Origin of the sequence: Thauera phenolivorans, from assembly GCF_001696715.1 — a bacterium.
Taxonomy (GTDB): Bacteria; Pseudomonadota; Gammaproteobacteria; order Burkholderiales; family Rhodocyclaceae; genus Thauera; species Thauera phenolivorans.
The window spans coordinates 228817-251198 of record NZ_MBFM01000002.1 but is presented as its reverse complement, the minus strand read 5'-3'; the positions used below and the strand labels follow the sequence as shown (position 1 = coordinate 251198).

22 protein-coding genes and 1 tRNA gene are annotated in these 22382 nt (G+C 69.5%); 7 read left to right on the top strand and 16 right to left on the bottom strand.

Features of this window, described 5'->3' with window-relative positions:
- Nucleotides 1–6: 6 nt before the first annotated feature.
- From BB334_RS18405 to guaD, 3 genes are read left to right on the top strand one after another with little or no spacing between them, the layout of a single operon-like run.
- A complete protein-coding gene (locus BB334_RS18405) occupies nucleotides 7–261 on the top strand; it encodes an XdhC family protein (protein WP_198531179.1) in 255 nt (84 codons plus the stop codon).
- A gap of 57 nt (nucleotides 262–318) precedes the next feature.
- Nucleotides 319–1134, top strand: a complete 816-nt coding sequence (xdhC, locus tag BB334_RS04695) for a xanthine dehydrogenase accessory protein XdhC (protein ID WP_198531178.1) — start codon at nucleotides 319–321, stop codon at nucleotides 1132–1134.
- Nucleotides 1134–2453 (top strand): guanine deaminase, encoded by a 1320-nt coding sequence (gene guaD, locus BB334_RS04690; RefSeq protein ID WP_068804999.1) that lies wholly within the window; start codon nucleotides 1134–1136, stop codon nucleotides 2451–2453. Before xdhC ends, guaD begins: the two co-directional genes overlap by 1 nt.
- Before the next feature lie 24 nt (nucleotides 2454–2477).
- On the opposite strand, the gene BB334_RS04685 is transcribed toward guaD, so the two are convergent.
- Nucleotides 2478–3605: an aminotransferase class V-fold PLP-dependent enzyme gene (locus BB334_RS04685; protein WP_068804996.1), complete on the bottom strand. Its 1128-nt coding sequence runs from the start codon at nucleotides 3603–3605 to the stop codon at nucleotides 2478–2480.
- A 172-nt stretch (nucleotides 3606–3777) separates the two neighbouring features.
- Between BB334_RS04685 and BB334_RS04680 the strand changes: the two genes are divergently transcribed.
- Nucleotides 3778–3862, top strand: a tRNA-Leu gene (locus BB334_RS04680).
- A 67-nt stretch (nucleotides 3863–3929) separates the two neighbouring features.
- On the opposite strand, the gene BB334_RS04675 is transcribed toward BB334_RS04680, so the two are convergent.
- From BB334_RS04675 to BB334_RS04630, 10 genes are all read right to left on the bottom strand, one after another.
- The gene (locus BB334_RS04675) at nucleotides 3930–4286 is read right to left on the bottom strand and encodes a hypothetical protein (protein WP_068804993.1); all 357 of its coding nucleotides are present in this window, start codon (nucleotides 4284–4286) and stop codon (nucleotides 3930–3932) included.
- Nucleotides 4287–4354: 68 nt separating this feature from the next.
- Nucleotides 4355–4621, bottom strand: coding sequence for a cell division topological specificity factor MinE (gene minE / locus BB334_RS04670; protein WP_068804989.1), 267 nt, complete (start codon nucleotides 4619–4621; stop codon nucleotides 4355–4357).
- 1 nt (nucleotide 4622) lies between these two features.
- Entirely contained in the window at nucleotides 4623–5435 is an 813-nt protein-coding gene (gene minD / locus BB334_RS04665) for a septum site-determining protein MinD (protein ID WP_232756653.1), read from the bottom strand.
- Nucleotides 5436–5469: 34 nt separating this feature from the next.
- Nucleotides 5470–6276, bottom strand: a complete 807-nt coding sequence (gene minC, locus BB334_RS04660; protein ID WP_068804984.1) for a septum site-determining protein MinC — start codon at nucleotides 6274–6276, stop codon at nucleotides 5470–5472.
- A gap of 80 nt (nucleotides 6277–6356) precedes the next feature.
- Nucleotides 6357–7217, bottom strand: a complete 861-nt coding sequence (gene hslO / locus BB334_RS04655) for an Hsp33 family molecular chaperone HslO (protein ID WP_408646417.1) — start codon at nucleotides 7215–7217, stop codon at nucleotides 6357–6359.
- The gene (locus BB334_RS04650) at nucleotides 7214–7579 is read right to left on the bottom strand and encodes an ArsC family reductase (RefSeq protein ID WP_068804981.1); all 366 of its coding nucleotides are present in this window, start codon (nucleotides 7577–7579) and stop codon (nucleotides 7214–7216) included. The genes hslO and BB334_RS04650 overlap by 4 nt, the downstream gene beginning before the upstream one ends.
- A gap of 16 nt (nucleotides 7580–7595) precedes the next feature.
- Nucleotides 7596–9953, bottom strand: a complete 2358-nt coding sequence (locus BB334_RS04645) for a Tex family protein (RefSeq protein ID WP_068804978.1) — start codon at nucleotides 9951–9953, stop codon at nucleotides 7596–7598.
- Nucleotides 9954–10055: 102 nt separating this feature from the next.
- Nucleotides 10056–10904, bottom strand: a complete 849-nt coding sequence (locus tag BB334_RS04640) for a D-hexose-6-phosphate mutarotase (RefSeq protein WP_068804974.1) — start codon at nucleotides 10902–10904, stop codon at nucleotides 10056–10058.
- A gap of 4 nt (nucleotides 10905–10908) precedes the next feature.
- Nucleotides 10909–13596, bottom strand: coding sequence for a bifunctional acetate--CoA ligase family protein/GNAT family N-acetyltransferase (locus tag BB334_RS04635; RefSeq protein WP_068804972.1), 2688 nt, complete (start codon nucleotides 13594–13596; stop codon nucleotides 10909–10911).
- Between the two features lie 167 nt (nucleotides 13597–13763).
- A complete protein-coding gene (locus BB334_RS04630; RefSeq protein ID WP_232756652.1) occupies nucleotides 13764–15095 on the bottom strand; it encodes a sensor histidine kinase in 1332 nt (443 codons plus the stop codon).
- A gap of 182 nt (nucleotides 15096–15277) precedes the next feature.
- Here BB334_RS04630 and BB334_RS04625 point away from each other — a divergent pair, with 182 nt between their 5' ends.
- On the top strand, nucleotides 15278–15889 hold the full coding sequence (locus BB334_RS04625) for a class I SAM-dependent methyltransferase (protein ID WP_083200314.1): 612 nt from the start codon (nucleotides 15278–15280) through the stop codon (nucleotides 15887–15889).
- 13 nt (nucleotides 15890–15902) lie between these two features.
- Here BB334_RS04625 and mnmH read toward each other — a convergent pair whose 3' ends face one another.
- Nucleotides 15903–16952: a tRNA 2-selenouridine(34) synthase MnmH gene (mnmH, locus tag BB334_RS04620; RefSeq protein ID WP_068804968.1), complete on the bottom strand. Its 1050-nt coding sequence runs from the start codon at nucleotides 16950–16952 to the stop codon at nucleotides 15903–15905.
- 48 nt (nucleotides 16953–17000) lie between these two features.
- Between mnmH and selD the strand changes: the two genes are divergently transcribed.
- Nucleotides 17001–18041 carry a selenide, water dikinase SelD gene (gene selD, locus BB334_RS04615; protein ID WP_068804965.1) on the top strand — a complete coding sequence of 347 codons (1041 nt, stop codon included), beginning with the start codon at nucleotides 17001–17003 and terminating at the stop codon, nucleotides 18039–18041.
- A 25-nt stretch (nucleotides 18042–18066) separates the two neighbouring features.
- Here selD and BB334_RS04610 read toward each other — a convergent pair whose 3' ends face one another.
- Nucleotides 18067–18690 carry an arylesterase gene (locus BB334_RS04610; RefSeq protein WP_068806121.1) on the bottom strand — a complete coding sequence of 208 codons (624 nt, stop codon included), beginning with the start codon at nucleotides 18688–18690 and terminating at the stop codon, nucleotides 18067–18069.
- Between BB334_RS04610 and BB334_RS04605 the strand changes: the two genes are divergently transcribed.
- Nucleotides 18674–19387 carry an ABC transporter ATP-binding protein gene (locus BB334_RS04605; protein WP_068804962.1) on the top strand — a complete coding sequence of 238 codons (714 nt, stop codon included), beginning with the start codon at nucleotides 18674–18676 and terminating at the stop codon, nucleotides 19385–19387. The genes BB334_RS04610 and BB334_RS04605 overlap by 17 nt on opposite strands.
- 25 nt (nucleotides 19388–19412) lie before the next feature.
- Here BB334_RS04605 and serB read toward each other — a convergent pair whose 3' ends face one another.
- The 3 genes from serB to corA form a co-directional block, all read right to left on the bottom strand.
- Entirely contained in the window at nucleotides 19413–20243 is an 831-nt protein-coding gene (gene serB / locus BB334_RS04600; RefSeq protein WP_068804959.1) for a phosphoserine phosphatase SerB, read from the bottom strand.
- Entirely contained in the window at nucleotides 20240–21319 is a 1080-nt protein-coding gene (locus BB334_RS04595; protein ID WP_068804956.1) for a 3-deoxy-7-phosphoheptulonate synthase, read from the bottom strand. The genes serB and BB334_RS04595 overlap by 4 nt, the downstream gene beginning before the upstream one ends.
- Before the next feature lie 67 nt (nucleotides 21320–21386).
- The gene (corA, locus tag BB334_RS04590; RefSeq protein WP_068804953.1) at nucleotides 21387–22352 is read right to left on the bottom strand and encodes a magnesium/cobalt transporter CorA; all 966 of its coding nucleotides are present in this window, start codon (nucleotides 22350–22352) and stop codon (nucleotides 21387–21389) included.
- Nucleotides 22353–22382: the final 30 nt, after the last annotated feature.

Here is a 22382-nt window from a genome sequence, read left to right as displayed (position 1 = left end):
GTGGCCATGGAAGACTGGCTCGTAGCCCTCGCCGACTGCCGCCGTCGTGGTTCAGCCTCGGTGCTGGTGACGGTGGCGGCGGTGCGCGGCTCGGCGCCGCGCGATGCGGGCGCGCACATGGTGGTCTACGGCGCGAGCATCGGCGGCACGATCGGCGGCGGCCGGCTCGAGCAGGAGGCCGTCGCGTTCGCACGTGCGTTGCTCGCTTCGGGCGGGCAGCCGAGGCTCCTGCGCCATGCGCTCGGCCCCAGCCTCGGCTAGTGCTGTGGCGGGGTGGTCTGGTTGCGCTTCGAGCGCGTCGCCGGCGACGAGGCATGGGTGGCCGAGCTGCTGCGCTTCGCCGCAGCCGGACGGGCGGCGATCATGGTGTGCGGGATGAATGACGATCCTTTGCCCGGACGAGTGGTCGTGACGGAGGAGGAGGCCGAAGGCGAGCCGCAGGCAGCGGATGTGGGTGCCCTCGGCCTGGCGGGGCTGCTGACGCCGGCGGCGGCGTTGGCGCGGCCGCTGCTCGCAAGCGGCCTTGCGAGCGCGGTCATCGCGGAAGTTCCGTTCGGCGAGGGGCGCAGCGCGCGGCTCCTGTTCGACCCGCTCCCCCCACCGGTCTTCCGTCTGCTGCTGTACGGCGCTGGCCATGTCGGTCGCGCGCTGGTGCAGGTGCTCTCCGGAGCGCCCTGTCGCATCGACTGGATCGACGAGCGCGAGGAGTCGTTTCCGTCCAGGGTGCCCGAGCGCGTGCGGCGCGTCGCGGTCGACACGCCCGAGGCCGAGGTCGACCGCGCGCCGCCCGACGCCTGCCACCTGGTGATGACCCACAGCCATGCCCTCGACCTGCGGATCGCGGAGCGAATACTGCGGCGCGGCGAGTTTGCCTGGTTCGGGCTGATCGGGTCGGCGAGCAAGCGTGAGTCCTTCCATCGCAGGCTCCTCGCCCGCGGCGTGCCCGCGGCGTCGATCGGACGCATGGTGTGTCCGGTCGGAATCGACGGCATTCGCGACAAGCACCCGGCGGCGATCGCGATCTCGATCGCCGCGCAGCTGTTTCAAGTGCGCGAGCAGGCCGCGGCCGGGCGCGCGGCGCCGGGGGGCCTGCCTATAATGGCTTCCGTTCCCGCGACTCCGACGGACGTCTGATGCCGACTCCCGCCCCCCGTCTGCAGGCATTCCGTGCCGGCATCCTGCATTTCGTCGACGATCCGGCGCAGGCCGGCGATGCGGCGGTCGTCGCCCACGAGGACGGCCTGCTGGTGCTCGCCGACGGCAAGGTGCGCGCGTTCGGCGAGGCGGCCGAGCTGCTGCCCGGCCTGCCGCCCGAGGTCGAACTCACCGACTACCGCGGCCGGCTGCTGATGCCCGGTTTCATCGACTGCCACGCCCACTACCCCCAGACCGACGTCATCGCCAGTCCTGGTGAGCAGCTGCTGCGCTGGCTCGAGCGCTATGTCTTCCCGTGCGAGGCGCGCTTCGCCGATGCGACGGTGGCGCGCGAGACCGCGGGCTTCTTCTGCGACGAGCTGCTGCGCAACGGCACGACCTCGGCGCAGTGCTTTGCCACCGTCCATCCGCAGGCGGTCGATGCGCTGTTCGCCGCCGCCGAGGCGCGTGGCATGCGGATGACCACCGGACTGGTGCTGATGGACCGCAACGCGCCGGCGGCGCTCAGCGTCGATGCCGAGCTCGCCCACGCCCAGGGCGAGGAACTGATTGCGCGCTGGCACGGACGGGGAAGGGCGCGCTATGCGGTGACGCCGCGTTTCGCCGCCACCTCGAGTGCGCGCCAGCTCGAACTCGCCGGCCGCCAGTTCGCCGCACACCCGGGCGTGCACCTGCAGTCGCACCTCGCCGAGAACCGCGGCGAGGTCGCCTGGGTGGCCGAGCTCTTCCCCGCTGCGCGCAGCTACCTCGATGTGTTCGATCGATACGGCCTGCTGGGCGAGCGTGCGATCTACGCCCACTGCATCCACATCGACGACACTGACCGCCGCCGCCTGGCGGAGAGCGGCAGCGCGATCGCGTTCTGTCCGACGTCGAACCTCTTCCTCGGCAGCGGCCTGTTCGACATCGATGCGGCGCGCGCGCAGGGCGTGGGGGTGGGGCTGGCGACCGACGTTGGCGCGGGCACCAGCTTCTCGATGCTGAGAACCATGAGCGAGGCCTACAAGGTGGGGCAACTGCGCGGGCGCGCGCTTTCGCCCTGGTCCGCCTTCTATCACGCGACACTCGGGGCGGCGCGCGCCCTGCGCATGGAGGACACCGTGGGCAGCTTCGCGCCGGGATGCGAGGGGGATTTCGTCGTGCTGGACCTGCAGGCAACCCCGCTGCTTGCCCGCCGGGTCGAGCGCGCGCGAGATCTGGAGGAGCGACTGTTCGCGCTGATGACGCTCGGCGATGACCGCGCGGTCAACGCGACCTGGGTGATGGGCGAATGTCGCCACCGGCGCGGAGCGGCTTGAGCGCCCCGCGCCGGCGTCACGGTCTCAGGCGATCCTGTCGAGGGCCGCTGCCAGGGTGGCGACGGTGCGATCGACGTCGTAGAGCTTTTCCAGCCCGAACAGGCCGATGCGGAACGTCTTGAAGTCGGCCGGCTCGTCGCACTGCAGCGGCACGCCGGCGGCGGTCTGCAGGCCGACCGCGGCGAACTTCGCGCCGCTGCGGATGCCGTCGTCGTCGGTGTAGGACACCACCACGCCCGGCGCCTCGAAGCCGGGCGCCGCCACGCTCGGAAAGCCGCGCTCGGCGAGCAGCGCGCGCACCTTCGTGCCGAGCTCCCGCTGCGCGGCGCACAGCCTGTCGAAGCCCTGGGCCTCCGCTTCCTTCATGACGTCGCGCAGGCGCAGCAGGTCGTCGGTCGGCATCGTCGCATGGTAGGCGTGACCGCCCTGTTCGTAGGTCTCCATGATCTGGAGCCACTTGCGCAGATCCGCGGCGAAGCTGGTGCTGGTGGTCGCGTCGATGCGCTCGCGCGCCCGCTCGCCGAGCATCACCAGGCCACAGCACGGCGAGGAACTCCAGCCCTTCTGGGGCGCGGTGATCAGGATGTCGACCTTGCAGTCCTTCATGTCGACCCAGACCGTGCCCGAGGCGACGCAGTCGAGCACGAACAGGCCACCCACCTCGCGCACCGCGTCGCCGACCGCGCGCAGGTAATCGTCCGGCAGGAGCATGCCGGAGGCCGTTTCGACGTGGGGCGCAAACACCATATCCGGCCTGTCGCCGCGGATCGTAGCGACGACTTCCTCGATCGGCGCCGGGGCGAAGGGCGCCTGCGGCGCTTCGGACACCGGGCGCGCCTTCAGCACGATCGATTCGGACGGAATGCCGCCCATATCGAAGATCTGCGTCCAGCGGTAGCTGAACCAGCCGTTGCGGATCACCAGGCACTTGCGCCCGGTGGCGAACTGGCGCGCCACCGCCTCCATCGCGAATGTGCCGCTACCCGGCACGACCACGGCGGAGTCCGCGCTGTACACCCTCTTCAGCGCAGCCGAAATCTCCTTCATCGCCGCCTGGAAGCGCTTCGACATGTGATTGACTGCGCGGTCGGTGTAGACGACAGAATATTCCAGCAGGCCGTCGGGATCCACGTTGGGGAGCAAACTCGGCACGATCGATCTCCTGTTTGAGGCGTTATCCGTACGGGCATCGCGCCCGTCTGATGTGTCGTCCGGGCATTCTATGCCATGCCGGGACCGCGGCGGGATGACGTCGGGAAAAGCTTCGATGCGCGGTTGCGCATGGTCCCGGGGTCCGGAGCCGCGGGTTACAATGCGCGCGCCTGCCCGGGTGGCGAAATTGGTAACCGCAGCGGACTTAAAATCCGCCGCCGCATGGCTTACGGGTTCGACCCCCGTCCCGGGCACCAGACGACGAGCAAGGCGCTTGCCGGCGAGGCAAAGCGCGCACGCCGTCCTCTCGGGACGCCCTCGGCGTCAGCCGGCGTCGGGCGGAGGCGTGAAGCTCATCACCAGCACTTCGGCGCCGTCGGAATCCTCGCCCGGGCGCGACAGGCGTTCGGCCAGGGCCTGGGCTTCCTCGTGGTTGTCGAAGACCCACTCGTTCATCGCCGCGCAGGCGGCAAACGTGCCATCGGGCAGGGCGACGATGACGCCGAAGCGGTCGTCCTTGCCGCCGATGATGAACTGGTAGGTGCCGCCTGACTTCACCTGCCGTTCCACCTCGGCGAAATCCTCTCCCGCGTGGAACTTGGCGCGGAATTCGTCGAGCCGCTCCGCCTTGGCGATCACCAGGGCGGCGTAATGGAGCGTGCTGCTGTCTTTAGGGGTCATTGCGTGTTCTCTGGCGCCGTGCCGGACAGGCACCGCCGCGAGCAGCGGCGTTGCCTGGGTGGGCCCGCTCAGCCGCGGGCGTTCTGGTCCGGCAGCACGATGTTTACCTCGAGGACTTCCAGGTTGTCCTGCTTGTCGAGATGGACCTTGATGTCGTCAGCATTGATGGCGACATACTTGGAGATCACTTCGATCAGCTCGCGCTGCAGTGCCGGGAGGAAGTCCGAGGAGGGGCTGCCGCCGGTGCGCTCGTGAGCGATCAGCAGCGACAGACGATTCTTGGCGATCTCCGCCGTCTTCTTCTTCTCGCCGAACAGTCTGGAAAGGAAGGACATGTCACTTTCCTCCGAACAGGCGCTTGAAGATGCCGGGCTTCTCGTAGTCCACGCCGCGCAATGGTCGCTCCTCGCCGAGGTAGCGCGCGACGACGTCCATGTAGGCCTCGGCCACGTCCGAGCCCTTGACGTGCACCGCCGGAACGCCCTGGTTGGAAGCGTGCAGCACGTTCTCGGATTCGGGAATCACGCCGATCAGCGGCACCCGCAGCAGCTCCTGCACGTCCTTGTAGGACAGCATCTCGCCTTCGTTCACACGCTTGGCCGAGTAGCGGGTGACGAGCAGATATTCCTTCACCGCCTCGTTGCCCTCGCGCGCGCGCCGCGATTTGGACTGCAGGATGCCGAGGATGCGATCCGAGTCACGGACCGAGGAAACCTCGGGGTTGGTGGTGATGATCGCGTCGTCGGCGAAGGTGAGCGCCATCACCGCGCCATGCTCGATGCCCGCGGGCGAATCGCACACGACATAGTCGAAGCCCATGTGCTCGAGTTCCTTGAGCACCTTCTCGACGCCTTCCTCGCTGAGCGCCTCCTTCTCGCGCGTCTGCGACGCGGGCAGCACGAAGAGGTTCTCGCAGTGCTTGTCCTTGATCAGGGCCTGGCTCAGGCGGGCCTCGCCATGCAGCACATTGACCAGGTCGTACACCACGCGGCGCTCGCACCCCATGATGAGGTCGAGGTTGCGCAGGCCGATGTCGAAATCGATGACCGCGGTCTTGAAGCCGCGCAGTGCGAGGCCGGAGGAGAAGGCTGCGCTGGTGGTGGTTTTGCCCACGCCACCCTTGCCGGAGGTTACGACGATGACTCTCACGATGTCCCCTTGGTGTGAATGAATGCGCTCGCGCTCAATCGAGCTTCAGCGCCTCGATGCTCAGTTTCTGCTCGGCTGCGTCGAGCCGGATCTGCGCCGGCCGACCGGCCACTGCCGACGGGATGCCGCCTTCGAAAGTGCGATAGACCCCGGCGATGGAGACCAGCTCCGGGCCGAAATCGGTGGCGAAGATGCGCCCCTTGAGGTCGCCGCGGGCGCCGGCGATCGCCCGACCGCGCAGCGGGCCGTAGCAGTGGATGCTGCCGTCGGCGATCACCTCGGCGCCCGGACTGACGCCACCGAGCAGCACGAGGTCGCCACCGCGGGCGTAGATCTGCTGGCCGGATCGCACCATGCGGTCGACGAACAGGGTCGCGACCGCAGCAGCGGACGCTTCCACTGCCTCCGGCGCCGGTGCGGACGCCGCCGCCGGCTGCGCCGCACTCTGCGGCGCTGGCGCTGCCGGCGGCGGCGTCTCGCGGGGAGCGCGGCTCGAAGCTGCGGCGGCAACGCGCCGGTCGTCACCGCCGATCACGGCGAGACCTGCCTGGCGCGCGCTCTCGCACAGGCTCGTATCGAGGTTGCGTACCCCGACCGGCTTGAGCTGGTAGCGCCGCAGCAGGGGCAGCAGGCCGGCCCAGTCGATTTTCTTCGGCGTCGCGCCGAGCGCACCGAAATCGAGGACGAGTTCTTCGCCGGCAAAAAAATCGGGCATGCCGCCGAGCATCTTGTGCAGGGCGTCGGCGAGCGCGGCCGGCTCGGTTTCCTGCAACACTGCGATGGTGGTGCCGTCGGGTGCGTTGCGGAATTCGATCGGGCGGGCGGAGGCGGATGCGCTCATTGGTGGGGCGGTCTTTGAAATCCGACGAGTCTACTGAGGCCCCGGTGATCCGGCAAGCCGCCATTGGGGTCGACGCTGGATCATTGCAGGGTGGGCGGGTTGAACAAGGCGTCTACGTCGGCGGCGTCGAAGCGATAGGTGTGATTCGACAGGTCGTCGTGCACCACCACCTCGCCGTGCTCGGCCAGCACCGAGCGCACTTCCTGCTCGCCGAGTGAGCGCAGCATGGCGGCCACCTTCTCGGGGTCGGCCGGCCAGTCGTGGGTCACGCCACGCGGTGCGAACAGGCGCACATCCTCTTCGGCGAACAGGCGGCGGAGCAGGGTCGCGGAGTCGAGGCCGAGCAGCTCGTCCTCGCGTACGGTCCGCGCGAGTTGGGTGACGCGCGACCAGCCGTCGAGGTCCTTGAGCTCCGCGCCGGGCAGCTTCTGCAGGAAGAGCGCGGCCGAGGCCTGCGGCGCGCTCGCCAGCCACAGGGCCGCGGGCTGCTGCTCGGACTGGGCGAGATAGTGTTCGAAGGTTTGCGCGATGCGCTCGCCCTCGAGCGGTACCAGGCTCTGGTAGGGCTGATCCATCCCGGCGATGTCGAGCGAGAGCTGCAGCCGGCCGTCGCCCACGAGGTCGGGAAGCGAATCGCCCGCGGGCTCACCCTCGGCCTTGGCGTAGCCGCGCAGGTTCAGCGCCTCGTTGCAGTCGACCACCAGCAGGCTGACCGGGCCATGGCCCAGGATCTGGAAGGTCAGCCGCGCGTCCTGCTTGAGGTTGCCGGCGATCACGACCGATACCGCGCTCATCTCGCCGAGCAGGCGCGCGACCGCGGGCGGATACACGCGGCCGCGCTGCATCGCCTGCCAGACGTCGCCGAGGCGCACGACCGCGCCGCGGATGTCGAGTTTCTCCAGCAGGAAGCGCTGGACGTAGCTGTTCGGGGTGTCGCTCATGATCGGGTTCCAGGGGTGAGGGTGCGGCGCCAGGCGTCGAGGTCGAAGCCGACCAGCAGCTCGCCGCCGGGCAGGGCCAGCACCGGGCGGCGGATCAGGGCGGGTTGGGCGAGCATGAGCGCCACCGCCGCGTCGTCGCCGTCGATCGCCTGCTGCTCGGGGCTCAGCTTGCGCCAGGTGGTGCCGCGCCGGTTGATCAGCGCGTCGTAGCCGAGGGCGGCACACCAGGCGCGCAGCCTGGTCTCGTCGACGCCGTCCTTGCGGTAATCGTGGAAGTGCACGGCGATACCCTCGCCCGCGAGCCAGGCGAGGGCCTTCTTCATCGTGTCGCAGTTCCGGATGCCGTAGATCACCGCTTGCATGGGCGCGTCCTCGCGTTCACTTGCCGCGGGCGCGCGCGAACGCGGCGGCGAGGGCGTTGCCGGACGCGTCCGCGTCCGCACGGCGGCCGCCCTGCGCGCGCGGGGTCCGTTCCTCGCGCGAGGGGCGACGGTCGCCGTCGCGCCGTGGCGGGCGGGCGTCGCCGCCGGCCGGCTTGCGCGCCGTCGGCGCGGCCTCGTCGGCGAGTCGCATGGTGAGCGCGATCCGCTTGCGCGGGATGTCGACCTCGAGCACCTTGACCTTCACCACCTGACCGGCCTTGACCACGCTGTGCGGATCCTTGACGAAGGTGTTGGAGAGCGCCGAGATGTGCACCAGTCCGTCCTGGTGAACGCCGATATCGACGAAAGCGCCGAAGTTGGTGACGTTGGTCACGACCCCCTCGAGCAGCATGCCCGGCTGCAAGTCGGCCAGGGTCTCGATGCCTTCGCGGAAGCTCGCGGTGCGGAACTCCGGGCGCGGATCGCGGCCGGGCTTCTCGAGCTCGGCGAGGATGTCGACCACGGTCGGCAGGCCGAAGCGCTCGTCGGTGAACTCGGCCGCCTTCAGCGACTTCAGGAAGCCGGCGTTGCCCATCAGCTCGCGCACGTTCTTTTGCACCCGGGCGAGGATGCGCTCGACGACCGGATAGGCCTCGGGGTGCACCGAGGAGGCGTCGAGCGGATTGTCGCCGCTCGGGATGCGCAGGAAGCCGGCGGCCTGCTCGAAGGTCTTGGGGCCGAGCCGCGGCACGTCCCTGAGCGCGTCGCGGCTGCGGAAGGGGCCGTTGGTGTCGCGGTGCTCGACGATGTTGGCGGCGAGCGTGCCGCTCAGGCCGGAGATGCGCGCGAGCAGCGGGGCGGAGGCGGTGTTGACGTCGACCCCGACCGCGTTCACGCAGTCCTCGACCACCGCGTCCAGGCTCTTCGCCAGCCGGCTCTGGTTGACGTCGTGCTGGTACTGGCCGACGCCGATCGACTTGGGATCGATCTTCACCAGCTCGGCGAGCGGATCCTGAAGTCGGCGAGCGATCGATACCGCGCCGCGCAGCGAGACATCGAGTCCGGGAAACTCGCGCGCGGCCAGCTCGGAGGCGGAGTACACCGAGGCGCCGGCCTCCGAAACCACGACCTTGGTCAGTCGCAGGTCGGGATGACGGGCGATCAGCTCGGCCACGAGGGCATCGGTTTCGCGTGAGGCGGTGCCGTTGCCGATCGCCACCAGGTCGACCGCGTGCTTGCGGGCGAGAGTGCCGAGCGCGGCGAGTGAGGACTCGCGGTCGCGACGCGGCTCGAAGGGGTAGACGGTGGCGGTGTCGACCACCTTGCCGGTGGCGTCGACCACCGCGACCTTGACCCCGGTGCGGATGCCGGGGTCGAGGCCCATCGTGGCGCGCGAACCGGCGGGCGCGGCGAGCAGCAGGTCCTTCAGGTTGCGCGCGAAGACGCGGATCGCCTCTTCCTCCGCGCGCTCGCGCAGCTCGTTCATCAGATCGAGCTCGAGGTGCAGCGAGATCTTCACGCTCCAGGCCCAGCGCACGGTATCGGCCAGCCAGCGGTCGGCGGGACGACCCTGGTTGCGGATGCCGAAGCGCGCGGCGATGCGCCCCTCGCAGGGGTGGGGCGCGTGGGGGTCGGTCGCCAGCTCGGGTCGGTCGACGTCGAGGCGCAGGCGCAGTACGCCCTCGTTGCGGCCGCGCAGCAGCGCGAGCGCGCGGTGCGAGGGCATGCTCGCGATCGGCTCCTGGAAGTCGAACCAGTCGCGGAACTTCGCGCCTTCGGCCGCCTTGCCCTCGACCACCGCGGAGCGCACCTTGCCGTAGTCGTGCAGGTAGGCGCGCAGCTCGCCGAGCAGCCCGGCATCCTCGGCGAAGCTCTCCATCAGGATCTGGCGCGCGCCCTCGAGCACCGCCTTGGCGTCGGCGAAGCCGGCCTCGGCGTCGACATGGTTCTGCGCCTCGGCCTCGGGCGTCAGCGTCGGGTTGGCGAGCAGCGCCTCGGCGAGCGGGCCGATGCCGGCTTCGCGCGCGATCTGCGCCTTGGTGCGGCGCTTCGGCTTGTACGGAAGGTAGAGGTCCTCCAGGCGCTGCTTGGTGTCCGCGTCCTCGATCTCCAGTCGCAGCGCGGGGGTGAGCTTGCCCTGCTCGTCGATCGAGGCGAGCACGCTGGCGCGACGATCCTCGAGCTCGCGCAGATAGCCGAGGCGTTCTTCCAGGGTGCGCAGCTGGGTGTCGTCGAGGCCACCGGTGACCTCCTTGCGGTAGCGGGCGATGAAGGGGACGGTGGCACCGTCGTCGAGTAGCTGGACGGCGGAGATGACCTGGCGCGGGCTGACGCCGAGCTCTTCGGCGATGCGGTGTTCGATGGGAGGCAGCATGGTGGGGAAGCGGCGCCCGGCGGACGGGCGCTCAAAGTGGCGCGAAGGCGGGGATGGTGCACCACCGCCGGCGCGCGGACAAGGGGCGCGACGGCCGCGGTCCTACAGCGCGATCAGGGTCTGCCGGCCCCACCAACCTTCGCCAGGCGCCAGGCTCACCGGTTGCTCGGCGACCGCGGCCTCGACGCAGAGCATGCGGCGGAAGTCGCCGGGCGCCATGTCGGGCAGCTCGGCGCAGCGCTTCTCCCAGGGGTTCCATATCACCACGTCGGTGAAGCCCTCGCTGTTGATGCCGAGGCTGCGGGTGTACTCGCGCAAGAGCAGCGGGCAATCCACCTCGCGATAGACGCGGTCGGTTTCCCCTTCGATCAGCAGTGCGTCGCCGCTGTCGCGCTTCACGCGGTTGCCCGCGGTCGCGTCGCGGTAGTCGAAGCCGTGCAGGCCTTCGAGCCGGGTTTCCTCGACCTCGGCGACCCGCAGATAGCTGTGCAGCGCCGCGGTGAAGGTGAAGGACGCGCTGCCGCAGTTGTCGACCTCGAGCTCGAGATCGAGGCGGCTGTTCTCGATGCCGATCGCCAGTTCGATCGCGAAGCGGTGCGGCCAGAGTGCGCGGCTGGCCTCGTCGTCGGTGCAGCGCAGGATCACCAGCGCGTAGTCGTCGCCGCAGCGGCTGCCGGCGAGCTCCCACTGGCGGGTGCGCAGCAGTCCGTGCCTCGGCAGCGGGCCGAGGGTGGCGAATTGTGGAAAGCACACCGGCACACCGCCGCGCAGCGGAGCGCTGCCGTCGACCACGGCGCGCTCGCTGACCCAGAGCCGGTCCTCGCTGCCGGGCGGCGCCCACGACACCAGCTGCGCACCTTGCAGCGTCACCACCGCACGCGCGCCGGCCGCCGTGCTCAGGGCGAGCGCGGGCAGGCCGCGGAACGCCATCTCGTCGATGCAGGCGCGCACGGCCTCAGTCCTGCAGCTCGAGCACGCCGAGCTTGACGGTGCTGTCTTCCGGATCGTTGCTGAGGACGAAGCCGAGCTTCTGCACGAACTTGAGCATGCGCTCGTTGTTGGCGAGGAAGACGCCGTTCATGTACTGCAGTCCGCGGCTGCGTGCGGTCTCGATCAGCACCGTCATCAGCTTGCGCGCGAGGCCGCGGTGCTGCCAGGCGTCGGCGACCACCACCGCGAACTCGCAGGACTCGCCGTCGGGGTTCACCGCATAGCGTGAGACGCCGATCTCGGTCTCGACGCCATCGACGTCCAGCGTGGCGATGAAGGCCATCTCGCGGAAGTAGTCGATCTGGGTCAGGCGCGCGACCATCGCCGGGGGCAGTTCGCGGATCGTGTTCATGAACCGGTAGTAGCGCGTCTCGGCCGACAGGCCGCTCATGAAGGCGACCTCGAGCTCGGCGTCCTCCGGCCGGATCGGGCGGATCGTGACGCGCGTGCCGTCGGGCACGATCCAGCTGCTGATCAGGTGCGAGGGGTAGGGGTGGATCGCCATGTGATCGTAGCGGCCCGCGGTCGGCGAGACGTTCTCGACCGTCACGCGGGCATCGACCGCTACCACGCCATGCTCGTCCACGATCAGTGGGTTGATTTCCAGCTCGGTTATCCAGGGCAGCTCGCAGGCCATCTCGGATACCCGCAGCAGCACCAGCTCGAGCGCCTCCATGTCCACCGCAGGCAGCTTGCGGAACTCACCGAGGCGGGTCGCGATGCGGGTAGAGCGGATCATGTCGCGCGCGAGGAAGCTGTTGAGCGGCGGCAGCGCGACCGCGATGTCGCGGTTCTCCTCGACCTGGTTGCCGCCCTCGCCGAAGCTGATCACCGGGCCGAACACCGGATCGCGCCGGATGCCGAGCACCAGCTCGCGGCCGTTGCGCTTGATGATCATCGGCTCGATCGCGATGCCGTTGATCTCGGCGTCGGGTTGCGCCTTGCGTACCTCGTCGATGATCTCCTGGTAGGTCGAGCGCACTGCGGCAAGACTGCGGATGTTCAGGCGCACGCCGCCGACGTCGGACTTGTGCTCGATCGAGGGCGAGTCGATCTTGAGCACGATCGGCAGGCCGATCTCGGCGGCGAGGACCATCGCCTCGGTGGGCGAGCGTGCGATCACGGTCTGCGCGATCGGGATGCGGAAGGCGGCGAGCAGCGCCTTCGACTCCATCTCGTTGAGCTTGGTGCGGCGTTCGGCGAGCGCGCTCTCGATGACCAGGCGTGCGCTCTCGATCGAGGGCTCCGCCAGGTGCGACAGCGAGGCCGGCGTCTGCATCAGCAGCTTCTGGTTGCGGTAGTAGGCCGAGATGTGGCTGAACAGCTCGACCGCCGGCTCCGGCGTGCGGAAGTTCGGGATGCCAGCCTCGGCGAACATGCGGCGCGATTCGGCGACCTGTTCCTCGCCCAGCCAGCACGTCACCACCGGCTTGTCGGCCGTCTTCTCGAGTTCGATCAGCGACTGCGCCACCCCGGTCGGGTTGGTCATCGCCTGTGGCGTCAGCATCACCAGCACGCCATCGACGTTGGGCCCCTCGAGCACCGCCTTGAGCGCATGGCGGAAGCGGTCCGGCTCGGCGTCGCCAAGGATGTCCACCGGGTTGCCGCGCGACCAGCCCGGCGGCATGTGGCTGTTGAGCTTCTCCATCGTGGCGTCGGAGAAATGCGCCAGCGGGATGCCGATGTCGGCGGCACGGTCGGCCGCCATGACGCCCGGGCCGCCCCCGTTGGTGATGATCGCGAGGCGGTTGCCGCGCGGGCGGAAGTGCGAGAAAAGTGCATTGGCCGCGGCGAACAGCTGGCCCATGTTGTACAGCCTGATCACGCCGGCGCGACGCAGCGCGGCGTCGAACACGGCGTCGTCGCCCGAAGCGGCGGTCGAGTGCGAGAGGATCGCGCGCGAGGCGTCGGGGTGGCGGCCGGCCTTGATCAGCAGCACCGGCTTGACCCGGGCGGCGCCGCGCAGCGCGCTCATGAAGCGGCGTGCGTCGCGGATGCCCTCGACGTAGAGGAAGATGCTCTCGGTGCGCGGGTCGGAGATCATGTACTCGAGCACCTCCCCGAAATCGATGTCGGACGAGGAGCCCATCGACACCACCGAGGAGAAGCCGACGTTGTTCGGCTTGGCCCAGTCGAGGATCGCGGCGCACAGCGCGCCCGACTGCGAGATCAGGCCGATGCTGCCCTTGATCGCACTCGCATGGGCGAAGGTGGCGTTGAGGCCGAGCTCGGGCCGCATCACGCCGAGGCAGTTGGGGCCGAGCAGGCGAATGCGGTTGCGGCGGGCAGCCTCGATCATGTGGCGCTCATGCATCGCGCCCCGCGGTCCGGACTCGGAGAAGCCGCCCGACAGCACCACCGCCGCCTTCACCCCGGCACGGCCGCAGGCGTCGATGATCGCCGGCACCCGCTCGGCGCGCACCGCGATGACGGCGAGGTCGAGCCGGTGCGGCACGTCCTCCACCGTCTTGTAGCAGGGCAGGCCGTGCACCGTCTCGCGGTTCGGGTTGATCGCAAACAGCTTGCCCTTGTAGCCCGCGGTGATCATGTTGCGCATCAGCACGTCGCCGAGGGAGGCTTCGCGTTCGCTGGCGCCGATGATGCCCACCGAGCGCGGCTCGAGGAGCGGGGAGAGGTAGTGTTTTTCTTTCATGAGCGTTGAGAACCCGGGAATTGGCAGGTTGCCGTACAGGTGAGCACCCTGGATCGGCTACGACTTTCGTCTGAATTGTACTGCAGTGCACAATAAGCTGCCCGTCGGTAGCGCTTGCGCAACGCGAATCTTGGTTTCTCGTGGTTTGCGATCGGCCGCGCACGCATTCACTTCCCCAGCGAAAAGCAGACCGCCGTACCGCGGCCGAGGCTGGATTCGATGTGGATGCTGCCCTCGTGGCGCTGCACGATGCGCTGCACGGTCGCCAGGCCGATGCCGGTGCCGGGGAACTCGTCGGGCGAGTGCATGCGGTGGAAGGGGCGGAACAGGTTCGTCGCGTAGTCCATGTCGAAGCCCGCACCGTTGTCATCGACGCAGAACATCCTGCGCTCGCCGTCGAGCACGGGGCGGAACGCGATGCGCGCCCGCGCCTGCTTCGACGAGAATTTCCAGGCGTTGCGCAGCAGGTTCTCCAGCAGCACATGCGCGAGGGCGCGGTCGGCTGTGACCACCATGCCTTCGGTGATCTCGACGTCCACCGCTCGCTCGGGTTCCTCGGTGCGCAGCTCATCGATGATCTGCGTCGCCATCCCGGAGAGGTCGACCTGCTTCTTGCTGAGCGGCTGACGCGTTACCCGCGCGAGGTCGATGAGGGCATCGATGAGCTCCGACATGCGGGCGCAGCCGTTGCGGATGCGGGCGAAATGGCTGCGCTCGGTGTCGTCCAGGCGGCCGTCGAGCTCGTCCTCGAGGATGCGGGCAAAGCCGTCGACCGCGCGCAAGGGCGCGCGCAGGTCGTGCGACACGGAGGACGAGAAGGCCTCCAGCTCGCGGTTGGACGCCTCGAGTTCGGCGGTGCGCGCACGCACGCGCGACTCGAGCTCCTGGTTCAGATTGAGCAGGGTCAGCTCGGCGACCTTGCGGCTGGAGATATCCTCGAGCGTGCCTGCGATGCCGATCTCCTCGGGTCCCTCGCCGGCGATCCGATGCACCGCAGCGGCGGTCCAGCGCACTTCGCCCTCGCGTGTCTGAAGGCGCAGCTCGCAGTTGCTGGAGGATGCGGTCCCGTCGAGCACCGCGCGGAACTGGACGCGCGCGCGCTCGCGGTCGTCGGCGTGGAAGAAGTTGCTCAGCGAGCGGCCGAGGCTGGACGCGGGCTCGTAGCCGGAAACGCGGCGCCATGCGCCGTTGAGGAAGCAGAGCCGCCCGTCGCCGTCGATCCGGAAGACCACCTCGTTGAGCGATTCGATGACGTCGCGGTAGTAGCGGGGATGATCGGAGAGCGAGCTGCGCCGCGGCGGCGGCTTCGCTTCCGCGGCGCGGCGACGGCCGAGCCGATGGCCGAGCCACACGCCGGCGAGGGCGAGACCGACCGGTAACAGCAGTCCGGCCGCCACCGGGCCGGACTCGGCCTGAGCGAACGCGGCGACGGGCGCGAGGGTCGCGAGCAGGGCAAGGTGCCGGGGGCCTAGTCGAGAGATCTGGGGCGAGGCTGGCAAGTTCGGAACGTCTCCATCCCGATTAGGTTGGTGCGGCAACCCTCGTGCCGCTGTGGCTACTTCTATAGCACAGTTCGCCCCCGGCGGGGCGCAGGGCCGGGTGCGCGGCGTCGCTGGGGTCGCTAGAATGCTCGCTCCGGATGCGCTGCCCGTCGCGCTTCGCCACCTGCGCCAAAAAGCCCATGCCCCACGATAACGTCCCCGCGAATCCTCTCCCGCCAGGCCGTCCCGGCATCGCCGTCACCCCGCACGGTGGCGGGCCGCCCTCGGCCTGGGTGCAGCGCTTCGCGCCCCTGATCCGGTCCCGCGGCGACGTGCTCGACTTCGCCTGCGGCGCCGGCCGCCATGCACGCTGGCTGGCCGCGCACGGCTGGCGGGTGGAGGCGGTCGACCGCGATGCGGAGTCGCTCGGCGCGCTGGCGGGCGTGCCCGGCGTGCAGGTGCGGCAGGCCGAACTCGAGCAGGGCGCCTGGCCCTACCGCGGCCGCCAGTTCGACGCGGTGGTAGTGACCAACTACCTTTTTCGCGCCCACTTCGAGCTCCTGCTCGAGCTGGTCACGCCCGGCGGCGTGCTCATCTACGAGACCTTCATGGCCGGCAACGAGCGCTTCGGCAAGCCCTCCAACCCCGCCTTCCTGCTCGCGCCCAACGAGCTGCTGCGCCGGGTGCACGACGGCTGGACGGTGGTCGCCTTCGAGCAGGGGGTGATCGCCGGCGAGCGGCCCGCGGCGATTCAGCGTATCTGCGCGCTCAAGGGGGTCGGCGTTCAGTTCACGCTGCCGCCCGCGGCCTGAGCGCGCGGCGTCTTCAGCCCTCGGCGGCGAGAATGCGGGCGGCGAGCTGGTCGACGCCCGCGGGCGAGAGGTCCTCGCTCTCGAAGCGCGGCGCGTCGGGGAAGGCGGGGTAGTTCCTGTTCTGCGAGCGGTGGTAGAGCGGGTCGTAGTGCAGGTCGATGAATTCGGCGAAGAGCTCGGGGAGGGCCCGGGCGGCGGCCAGCGCCTGCCAGCGCTCGATCGTCTCCCGGCTCTGCAGCTGGGACAGGCGCTCGATCGAGGCCTGCAGGCGAGCGAGGTTGTCGCCGAGGTAGGCGTAGTCGTGCACCAGGAAGTCGAGCCGCGCCGCACGCGACGCCTCGATCGACACGCAGGGCGCCGCGCGCATCGCCGCCAACAGTGGATCGGGCACGAACAACCTGCCGATGCGCCGGCTCTCGGCCTCGACGTACACCGTGCGGCTGGGGTCGAGCGTCTCCATGACGTGGGCGATCGCCGTCTCGAAGGCCTTCTGCGTCGGCTGGGCGCGGTCCGGCAGGTCGCCGAGCACCGAGCCTTTGTGCGCCGCCAGGCCCTCAAGGTCAATCATCTGTGCGCCCTGGCGGGCGAGTGCCTCGAGCACCCGCGTCTTGCCGCTGCCGGTCGGGCCGCACACCACGCGCAGCCTCAGCGCCGGCGACAGCGTCTCGAGGCGGGCGATGACGTGATGGCGGAAGGCCTTGTAGCCGCCTTCGAGCTGACAGGCATCCCAGCCGACCATGCGCAGCCAGGCGACGAAGGCACCGCTGCGCTGGCCGCCGCGCCAGCAATACACCAGCGGCCGCCAGTTGCGGGGGCGATCGTGGAGCGTGCTGCGCAGATGGTGGGCGATGTTTTCCGCCACCATCGCGCCACCGAGCTTGCGCGCATCGAACGGCGACTGCTGCTTGTACATCGTGCCGACGACGATGCGCTGCTCGTTGTCGAGCACCGGCAGGTTGATCGCGCCGGGAATATGGTCCTCGGCAAACTCCGCCGGGGTGCGGGCGTCAATGATCTCGTCAAACTCGCCGCTCTGTGCTACGGTCGCCACGCCTTTTTTCATCTTATCCAGGGCCGCCGAAACCGCGCTGCCCCCTCGCTCCCTTCCGAAATGAATGAAATCAAATTGACGCAATTTTCCCACGGTGGTGGATGCGGCTGCAAAATCGCGCCCGCCGTGTTGTCCAATCTTCTTGCGTCGATGCCTGCCGGCCTGATGCCGGCCGAGCTGCTGGTCGGCACCGACACCGCCGACGACGCGGCAGTGTACAAGCTCAACGAGCGCCAGGCGGTGGTCGCAACCACCGATTTCTTCACCCCGATCGTGGACGACCCCTACGACTTCGGCCGCATCGCCGCCACCAACGCGCTGTCGGACGTGTATGCGATGGGCGGCACGCCGATCTTCGCGCTCGCGGTGGTCGGCATGCCGCTTGACAAGCTGCCGGGCGAGGTGATCTCGCGCATCCTCGAAGGCGGCGCCTCGGTTTGCCGCGAGGCGGGCATCCCGATCGCGGGTGGCCACTCGATCGACGTGCTCGAGCCGATCTACGGCTTGGTCGGGCTCGGCGTGGTCGACCCGGCGCGCGTCAAGACCAACGCCGGCGCGCGCGAGGGCGACGTGCTGATCCTGACCAAGCCGCTCGGGGTCGGCATCCTGTCGGCGGGTCTCAAGAAGGGCAGCCTCAGTGCCGCCGGCTATGCCGAGATGCTGCGCTGGACCACGATGCTCAACCGCGCCGGCGCGACGCTCGCCGAAAACGACGCGGTGCATGCGGTGACCGACGTCACCGGCTTCGGCCTCGCCGGCCATCTGCTCGAAATGTGCCGCGGCAGCGGGCTCGGGGCCGAAGTGCGCTTCGCGCAGCTGCCGCTGATCGAGGAGGCGGTGCGCCTTGTTCGCGAGGGTGTCGCCACCGGCGCCTCGGGGCGCAACTGGGCGAGCTACGGCGAAGGCGTCGAGCTCGTCGCCGACGCGCCGGAATGGCAGCGCAAGCTGCTCACCGATCCGCAGACCTCGGGCGGCCTGCTGGTCGCCTGCGCGCCCGAGGCGGTCGAGGCGGTGATCGCGACGGTACGCACCGAGCAGGGCTGCGAGGCGAGGGTGATCGGGCGCATGCTCGCGGGCGCACCCAGACTCAGGGTGATCTGAGCGGCAAAAGGCGGGCCGCCCGGCGTCAGCGGGCGGCCCGCCGCTCGCCGAGCAGGGGCTCGAGTCCGGTCCACACGGTGTCGAGCATGCGCGCCTGGGCGCCGGCGTTGGGATGGATGCCGTCGGCCTGGAAATGCTCGGGCTGGTCGGCGAATCCGTCGAGCAGGAAGGGCACGAGCGCGACCTTCTGCGCCTCGGCCACCGCGATGAAGGTCTGCGCGAAGCCGCGCGTGTAGGCCGGGCCGTAATTCGGCGGCATCTGCATGCCGACCAGCAGCACGCGGGCACCCGCGGTGCGCGCGGCGGCGATCATCGCCTCCAGATTGTCGGCGAGCAGCGCCGGACGCAGCCCGCGCAGCCCGTCGTTGGCGCCGAGCTCGAGGATCACGATCTCGGGTTCATGCTGTGCCAGCGCGGCCGGCAGGCGGGAACGCCCACCCGCCGAGGTTTCGCCCGAGACGCTGCCGTTGACCACGCGGTGCGGGAACCCCTGGTCGGCGAGGCGCGTCTGCAACAGGTCGGGCCAGGCTTCGCCGGGACGCAGGCCGTAGCCGGCCGAGAGGCTGTCGCCCCAGATGAGGATCGTCGCCGCTTGCGCGGTGCCGCCGAGAAGCACGAACAGGAAGGTGATGATGAATCGCAAGGGCATTGAATTCTCCACGCCGGTGGTCGAGGTCGAGGGGCTGTCGAAGAGCGTGCCCCAGGCCGACGGCCTGGGCACGCTGCACATTCTGCGGGATGTCGGATTCGCCGTCGCCGCGGGCGAGTCGGTAGCGATCGTGGGCGCCTCCGGCTCCGGAAAATCGACCCTGCTGGGATTGCTTGCCGGCCTCGACGTTCCCGTCGCAGGCAGTGTGCGCCTGCTCGGCACCGAGCTGTTCGGGCTCGACGAGGATGCGCGCGCGGCGCTGCGCGGCGAGTCGATCGGCTTCGTGTTCCAGTCCTTCCAGCTGCTGCCGGCGTTGACCGCGCTCGAGAACGTGATGCTGCCGCTCGAGCTGGCCGGCGCGACCGATCCGGCGGCGCAGGCCGGGCAGTGGCTCGAGCGCGTCGGCCTCGGCAGCCGGCTGCGGCACTACCCGAAGCATCTGTCGGGCGGCGAGCAGCAGCGGGTCGCGCTCGCCCGCGCCTTCGCCACCCGCCCGCAGCTGCTGCTCGCCGACGAACCCACCGGCAACCTCGACGCCGAGACCGGCAGGGCGGTCATCGAGCTGATGTTCAGCCTCAACCGCGAGGTCGGCACCACGCTGATCCTGGTCACCCACGACGAGGCGCTCGCGCGCCGTTGCGACCGCGTGCTGCGCATGAATGCGGGGCGGCTGGCCGAGGTCGCGCAGGCAGCCTGACGCGCCTCGGGCCGGCGCGGCGGGCTCAGGCGAAGAGATTGAGGATGCCGTCGAGCCCGCTGTGCGACAGGCTGGCATCGGCGGCCTCACGCAGCACCGGCTTGGCGTGGTAGGCGACGCCGAAGCCGGCGGCGCGCAGCATCGGGATGTCGTTGGCGCCGTCGCCGGCGGCGATCGTCTGCTCGGGCGCGAGTCCGAGGTGGTCGCGCACCCGCACCAAGTGGGCGGCCTTCGCCGCACCGTCGACGATCTCGCCGTGCACGCGGCCGGTCAGGCGACCGTCGGCCACCTCGAGCTCGTTGGCGTAGGCGTGGTCGAAGCCGAGGCGTGCCTTGAGACGGTCGGTGAAGAAGGTAAAGCCGCCCGACACCAGCATGGTGCGCAGCCCCGCGCGCTTGAGGCCGCGCATCAGCGCCTCGGCGCCCGGGTTGAGCTGCAGGCGCTGGTCGTACACCTCGCCGAGCGCGGCCTCCGGCAGGCCGGCGAGCAACGCGACCCGACGCGTCAGCGACTCGCGGAAATCGATCTCGCCCTGCATCGCGGCTTCGGTGATCGCTGCCACCTCGGTCTTCAGCCCCTGCATGTCGGCGATCTCGTCGATGCACTCGATGTTGATCAGGGTCGAGTCCATGTCGGTGACGAAGAGGCCGAAATCGGCGAGGCGGCGCTCGCCGCAGACCCAGCTGCAGTCGAGCCCGAGTTCGATGCAGCGCGCCGCCAGTTCGGGCCGGGGCTGGGCGTCGACCAGGCGGAAGGCGTGCGGGGTGATCTGAACGATCCCGCCCGCCTGCACCAGGCACGCGACCTGCTCGAGGGCGACGCTGTCAACCTCGACGGCCTGCACCACGAGCTTCATGCAGCGCGCTCCCGCTGCGCGAGCGCTTCGCGCAGCACCGCGTGCGCCTTGCGGATCATGTCCTCGGTGGCCGCCCAGTCGACGCAGGCGTCGGTGACCGAGCAACCGTACCTGAGCTGCTGGAGGTCGGCGGGGATCGGCTGGTTGCCGGCCTCGATGTTGCTCTCGATCATGAGGCCGACCACCGAGCGGTTGCCTTCGCGGATCTGGTGGACGACGTCTTTCATCACCAGCGGCTGGTATTCCGGCTTCTTCCACGAGTTCGCATGCGAGCAGTCGACGACGATGTTCGGCTGCAGCTTGGCCTTCGCGAGCGCCTGCTCGGCGAGACGGATCGACACCGTGTCGTAGTTCGGGCGACCGCCACCGCCGCGCAGCACGACGTGGCCGTGGCGATTGCCACGGGTGCGGATGACCGACGACTGGCCGTGGTTGTTGATGCCGAGGAAGCTGTGCGGATGGGCGGCGGAGATGATCGCGTTGATCGCCACCTCGAGGTCGCCGTCGGTGGCGTTCTTGAAGCCGACCGGCGTGGACAGGCCGGAGGCCATCTCGCGGTGGGTCTGCGACTCCGAGGTGCGCGCGCCGATGGCGGTCCACGACACCAGGTCGCCGTAATACTGCGGCGCGTTCGGGTCGAGCGCCTCGGTGGCGGTCGGCAGGCCGAGCTCGCAGACGTCGAGCAGGAAGCGACGCGCCTTCTCCATGCCGACGTCGATGCGGAAGGTGTCGTTCATGAAGGGATCGTTGATGAAGCCCTTCCATCCGGTGGAGGTGCGCGGCTTCTCGAAGTAGACCCGCATCACCAGCAGCATGGTCTCGGAAACCTCGTCGGCCAGCGCTTTCAGTCGCCGCGCGTAGTCGAGCCCGGCCACCGGGTCGTGGATCGAGCACGGGCCGACGACGAGGAAGAGGCGCGGGTCCTTGCGATCGAGGATGGCGCCGAGCGCCTGGCGGCCCGCCAGCACCGAGGCGGCGGCGCGCTCGGTGAGCGGCACCCGCGCCTTGATCTCCTCGGGCGAGGGCATGTGATCGAAGGAAGCGATGTTGAGGTTTTCGGTTTTTGCGACGGGCATTCAGCGCTCCGGATGCAGCCTGTGAAAGCGATGATTATAACGCCTGCACGCACGCGTCCCGGCAGGCTCAGAGCCAGCCGGCGCGACGGAAGCGCCAGAACAGTAGCCCGGCGCAGCCGACGATCACACCGATCGCGACCGGGTAGCCGTAGCGCCAGTCGAGTTCCGGCATGTGCGCGAAGTTCATGCCCCAGATGCCCGCGAAAGCGGTCGCGACGGCGAAGATGCCGGCCCAGGCGGCGAGGCGCTTGCTGACCTCGGTCTGCTCGATGGTGACCATCGACAGGTGCACCTGGATCGCGGTGGCGATCGTGTCCTCCAGGCCGTCGAGGATGGCGTTGAATCGCGTCAGGTGGTCGAACACGTCGCGGAAATATTCGCGGTTGCGGCGCACCAGCGGCGGCACGCGTCCGCCGTGCAGCTTGGCGGTCGCCTCCATCAGCGGCGCGACCGCGTGCTTGAGGACGGCGAGCTTGCGCTTGAGCTTGTAAAGGCGGCGGACGTTCGAGCTCGCTGCGCCGCGGATGAAGATGCGCTCCTCGAGCGCCTCCAGCTCCGTCTGCAAGGTCTCGATCATCGGCAGGTAACTGTCCACGACCGCGTCCATCAGGGCGTACAGCACGTAGCCCGCGCCGCGGGCGAGCATCTTCTGGTCGCGCTCGCAACGTGCGCGCACCGCGCGCAGGTCCTGCTTGCGGCCGCGGCGCACCGAGAGCAGGTAATTGGTGCCGACGAACACGTTGAGCTCGCCGACGACGAGCGCACCGCCCTTGTCCTCGAGCAGCCGCATCGCGACGAAGAGGCCGTCCTCGTATTCCTCCACCTTCGGGCGCTGGCGTCCGTGCACCGCGTCCTCGACGGCGAGCTCGTGCAGGCCGAATTCTTCCTGCATGCGGGCGAGTTCGTCCGCGCTGGCGTCGTTGAGGCCGACCCAGACGAAGCACTCGGGGCGCGCGAGATAGTCCTTGATCTCGCTGACCGCGATGTCGGCCAGCTTGCGGCCGCCCTGATAGGCAACGCAGTTCATGAGCATGGTGGCGGGGACCCGGGTGGCGCGCCGTGG

Bases quoted from the DNA above. Each gene is read 5' to 3' on its own strand.
- guaD (WP_068804999.1), top strand. From the start codon at position 1,134: ATGCCGACTCCCGCCCCCCGTCTGCAGGCATTCCGTGCCGGCATCCTG.
- mnmH (WP_068804968.1), bottom strand. From the start codon at position 16,952: ATGAAAAAAGGCGTGGCGACCGTAGCACAGAGCGGCGAGTTTGACGAG.
- minE (WP_068804989.1), bottom strand. From the start codon at position 4,621: ATGTCCTTCCTTTCCAGACTGTTCGGCGAGAAGAAGAAGACGGCGGAG.
- BB334_RS04625 (WP_083200314.1), top strand. From the start codon at position 15,278: ATGCCCCACGATAACGTCCCCGCGAATCCTCTCCCGCCAGGCCGTCCC.
- BB334_RS18405 (WP_198531179.1), top strand. From the start codon at position 7: ATGGAAGACTGGCTCGTAGCCCTCGCCGACTGCCGCCGTCGTGGTTCA.
- serB (WP_068804959.1), bottom strand. From the start codon at position 20,243: ATGAAGCTCGTGGTGCAGGCCGTCGAGGTTGACAGCGTCGCCCTCGAG.
- BB334_RS04675 (WP_068804993.1), bottom strand. From the start codon at position 4,286: ATGACCCCTAAAGACAGCAGCACGCTCCATTACGCCGCCCTGGTGATC.
- BB334_RS04645 (WP_068804978.1), bottom strand. From the start codon at position 9,953: ATGCTGCCTCCCATCGAACACCGCATCGCCGAAGAGCTCGGCGTCAGC.
- minC (WP_068804984.1), bottom strand. From the start codon at position 6,276: ATGAGCGCATCCGCCTCCGCCCGCCCGATCGAATTCCGCAACGCACCC.
- BB334_RS04635 (WP_068804972.1), bottom strand. From the start codon at position 13,596: ATGAAAGAAAAACACTACCTCTCCCCGCTCCTCGAGCCGCGCTCGGTG.
- hslO (WP_408646417.1), bottom strand. From the start codon at position 7,217: ATGAGCGACACCCCGAACAGCTACGTCCAGCGCTTCCTGCTGGAGAAA.
- corA (WP_068804953.1), bottom strand. From the start codon at position 22,352: ATGCTCATGAACTGCGTTGCCTATCAGGGCGGCCGCAAGCTGGCCGAC.
- BB334_RS04595 (WP_068804956.1), bottom strand. From the start codon at position 21,319: ATGCCCGTCGCAAAAACCGAAAACCTCAACATCGCTTCCTTCGATCAC.
- BB334_RS04610 (WP_068806121.1), bottom strand. From the start codon at position 18,690: ATGCCCTTGCGATTCATCATCACCTTCCTGTTCGTGCTTCTCGGCGGC.
- BB334_RS04650 (WP_068804981.1), bottom strand. From the start codon at position 7,579: ATGCAAGCGGTGATCTACGGCATCCGGAACTGCGACACGATGAAGAAG.
- selD (WP_068804965.1), top strand. From the start codon at position 17,001: ATGAATGAAATCAAATTGACGCAATTTTCCCACGGTGGTGGATGCGGC.
- BB334_RS04605 (WP_068804962.1), top strand. From the start codon at position 18,674: ATGAATCGCAAGGGCATTGAATTCTCCACGCCGGTGGTCGAGGTCGAG.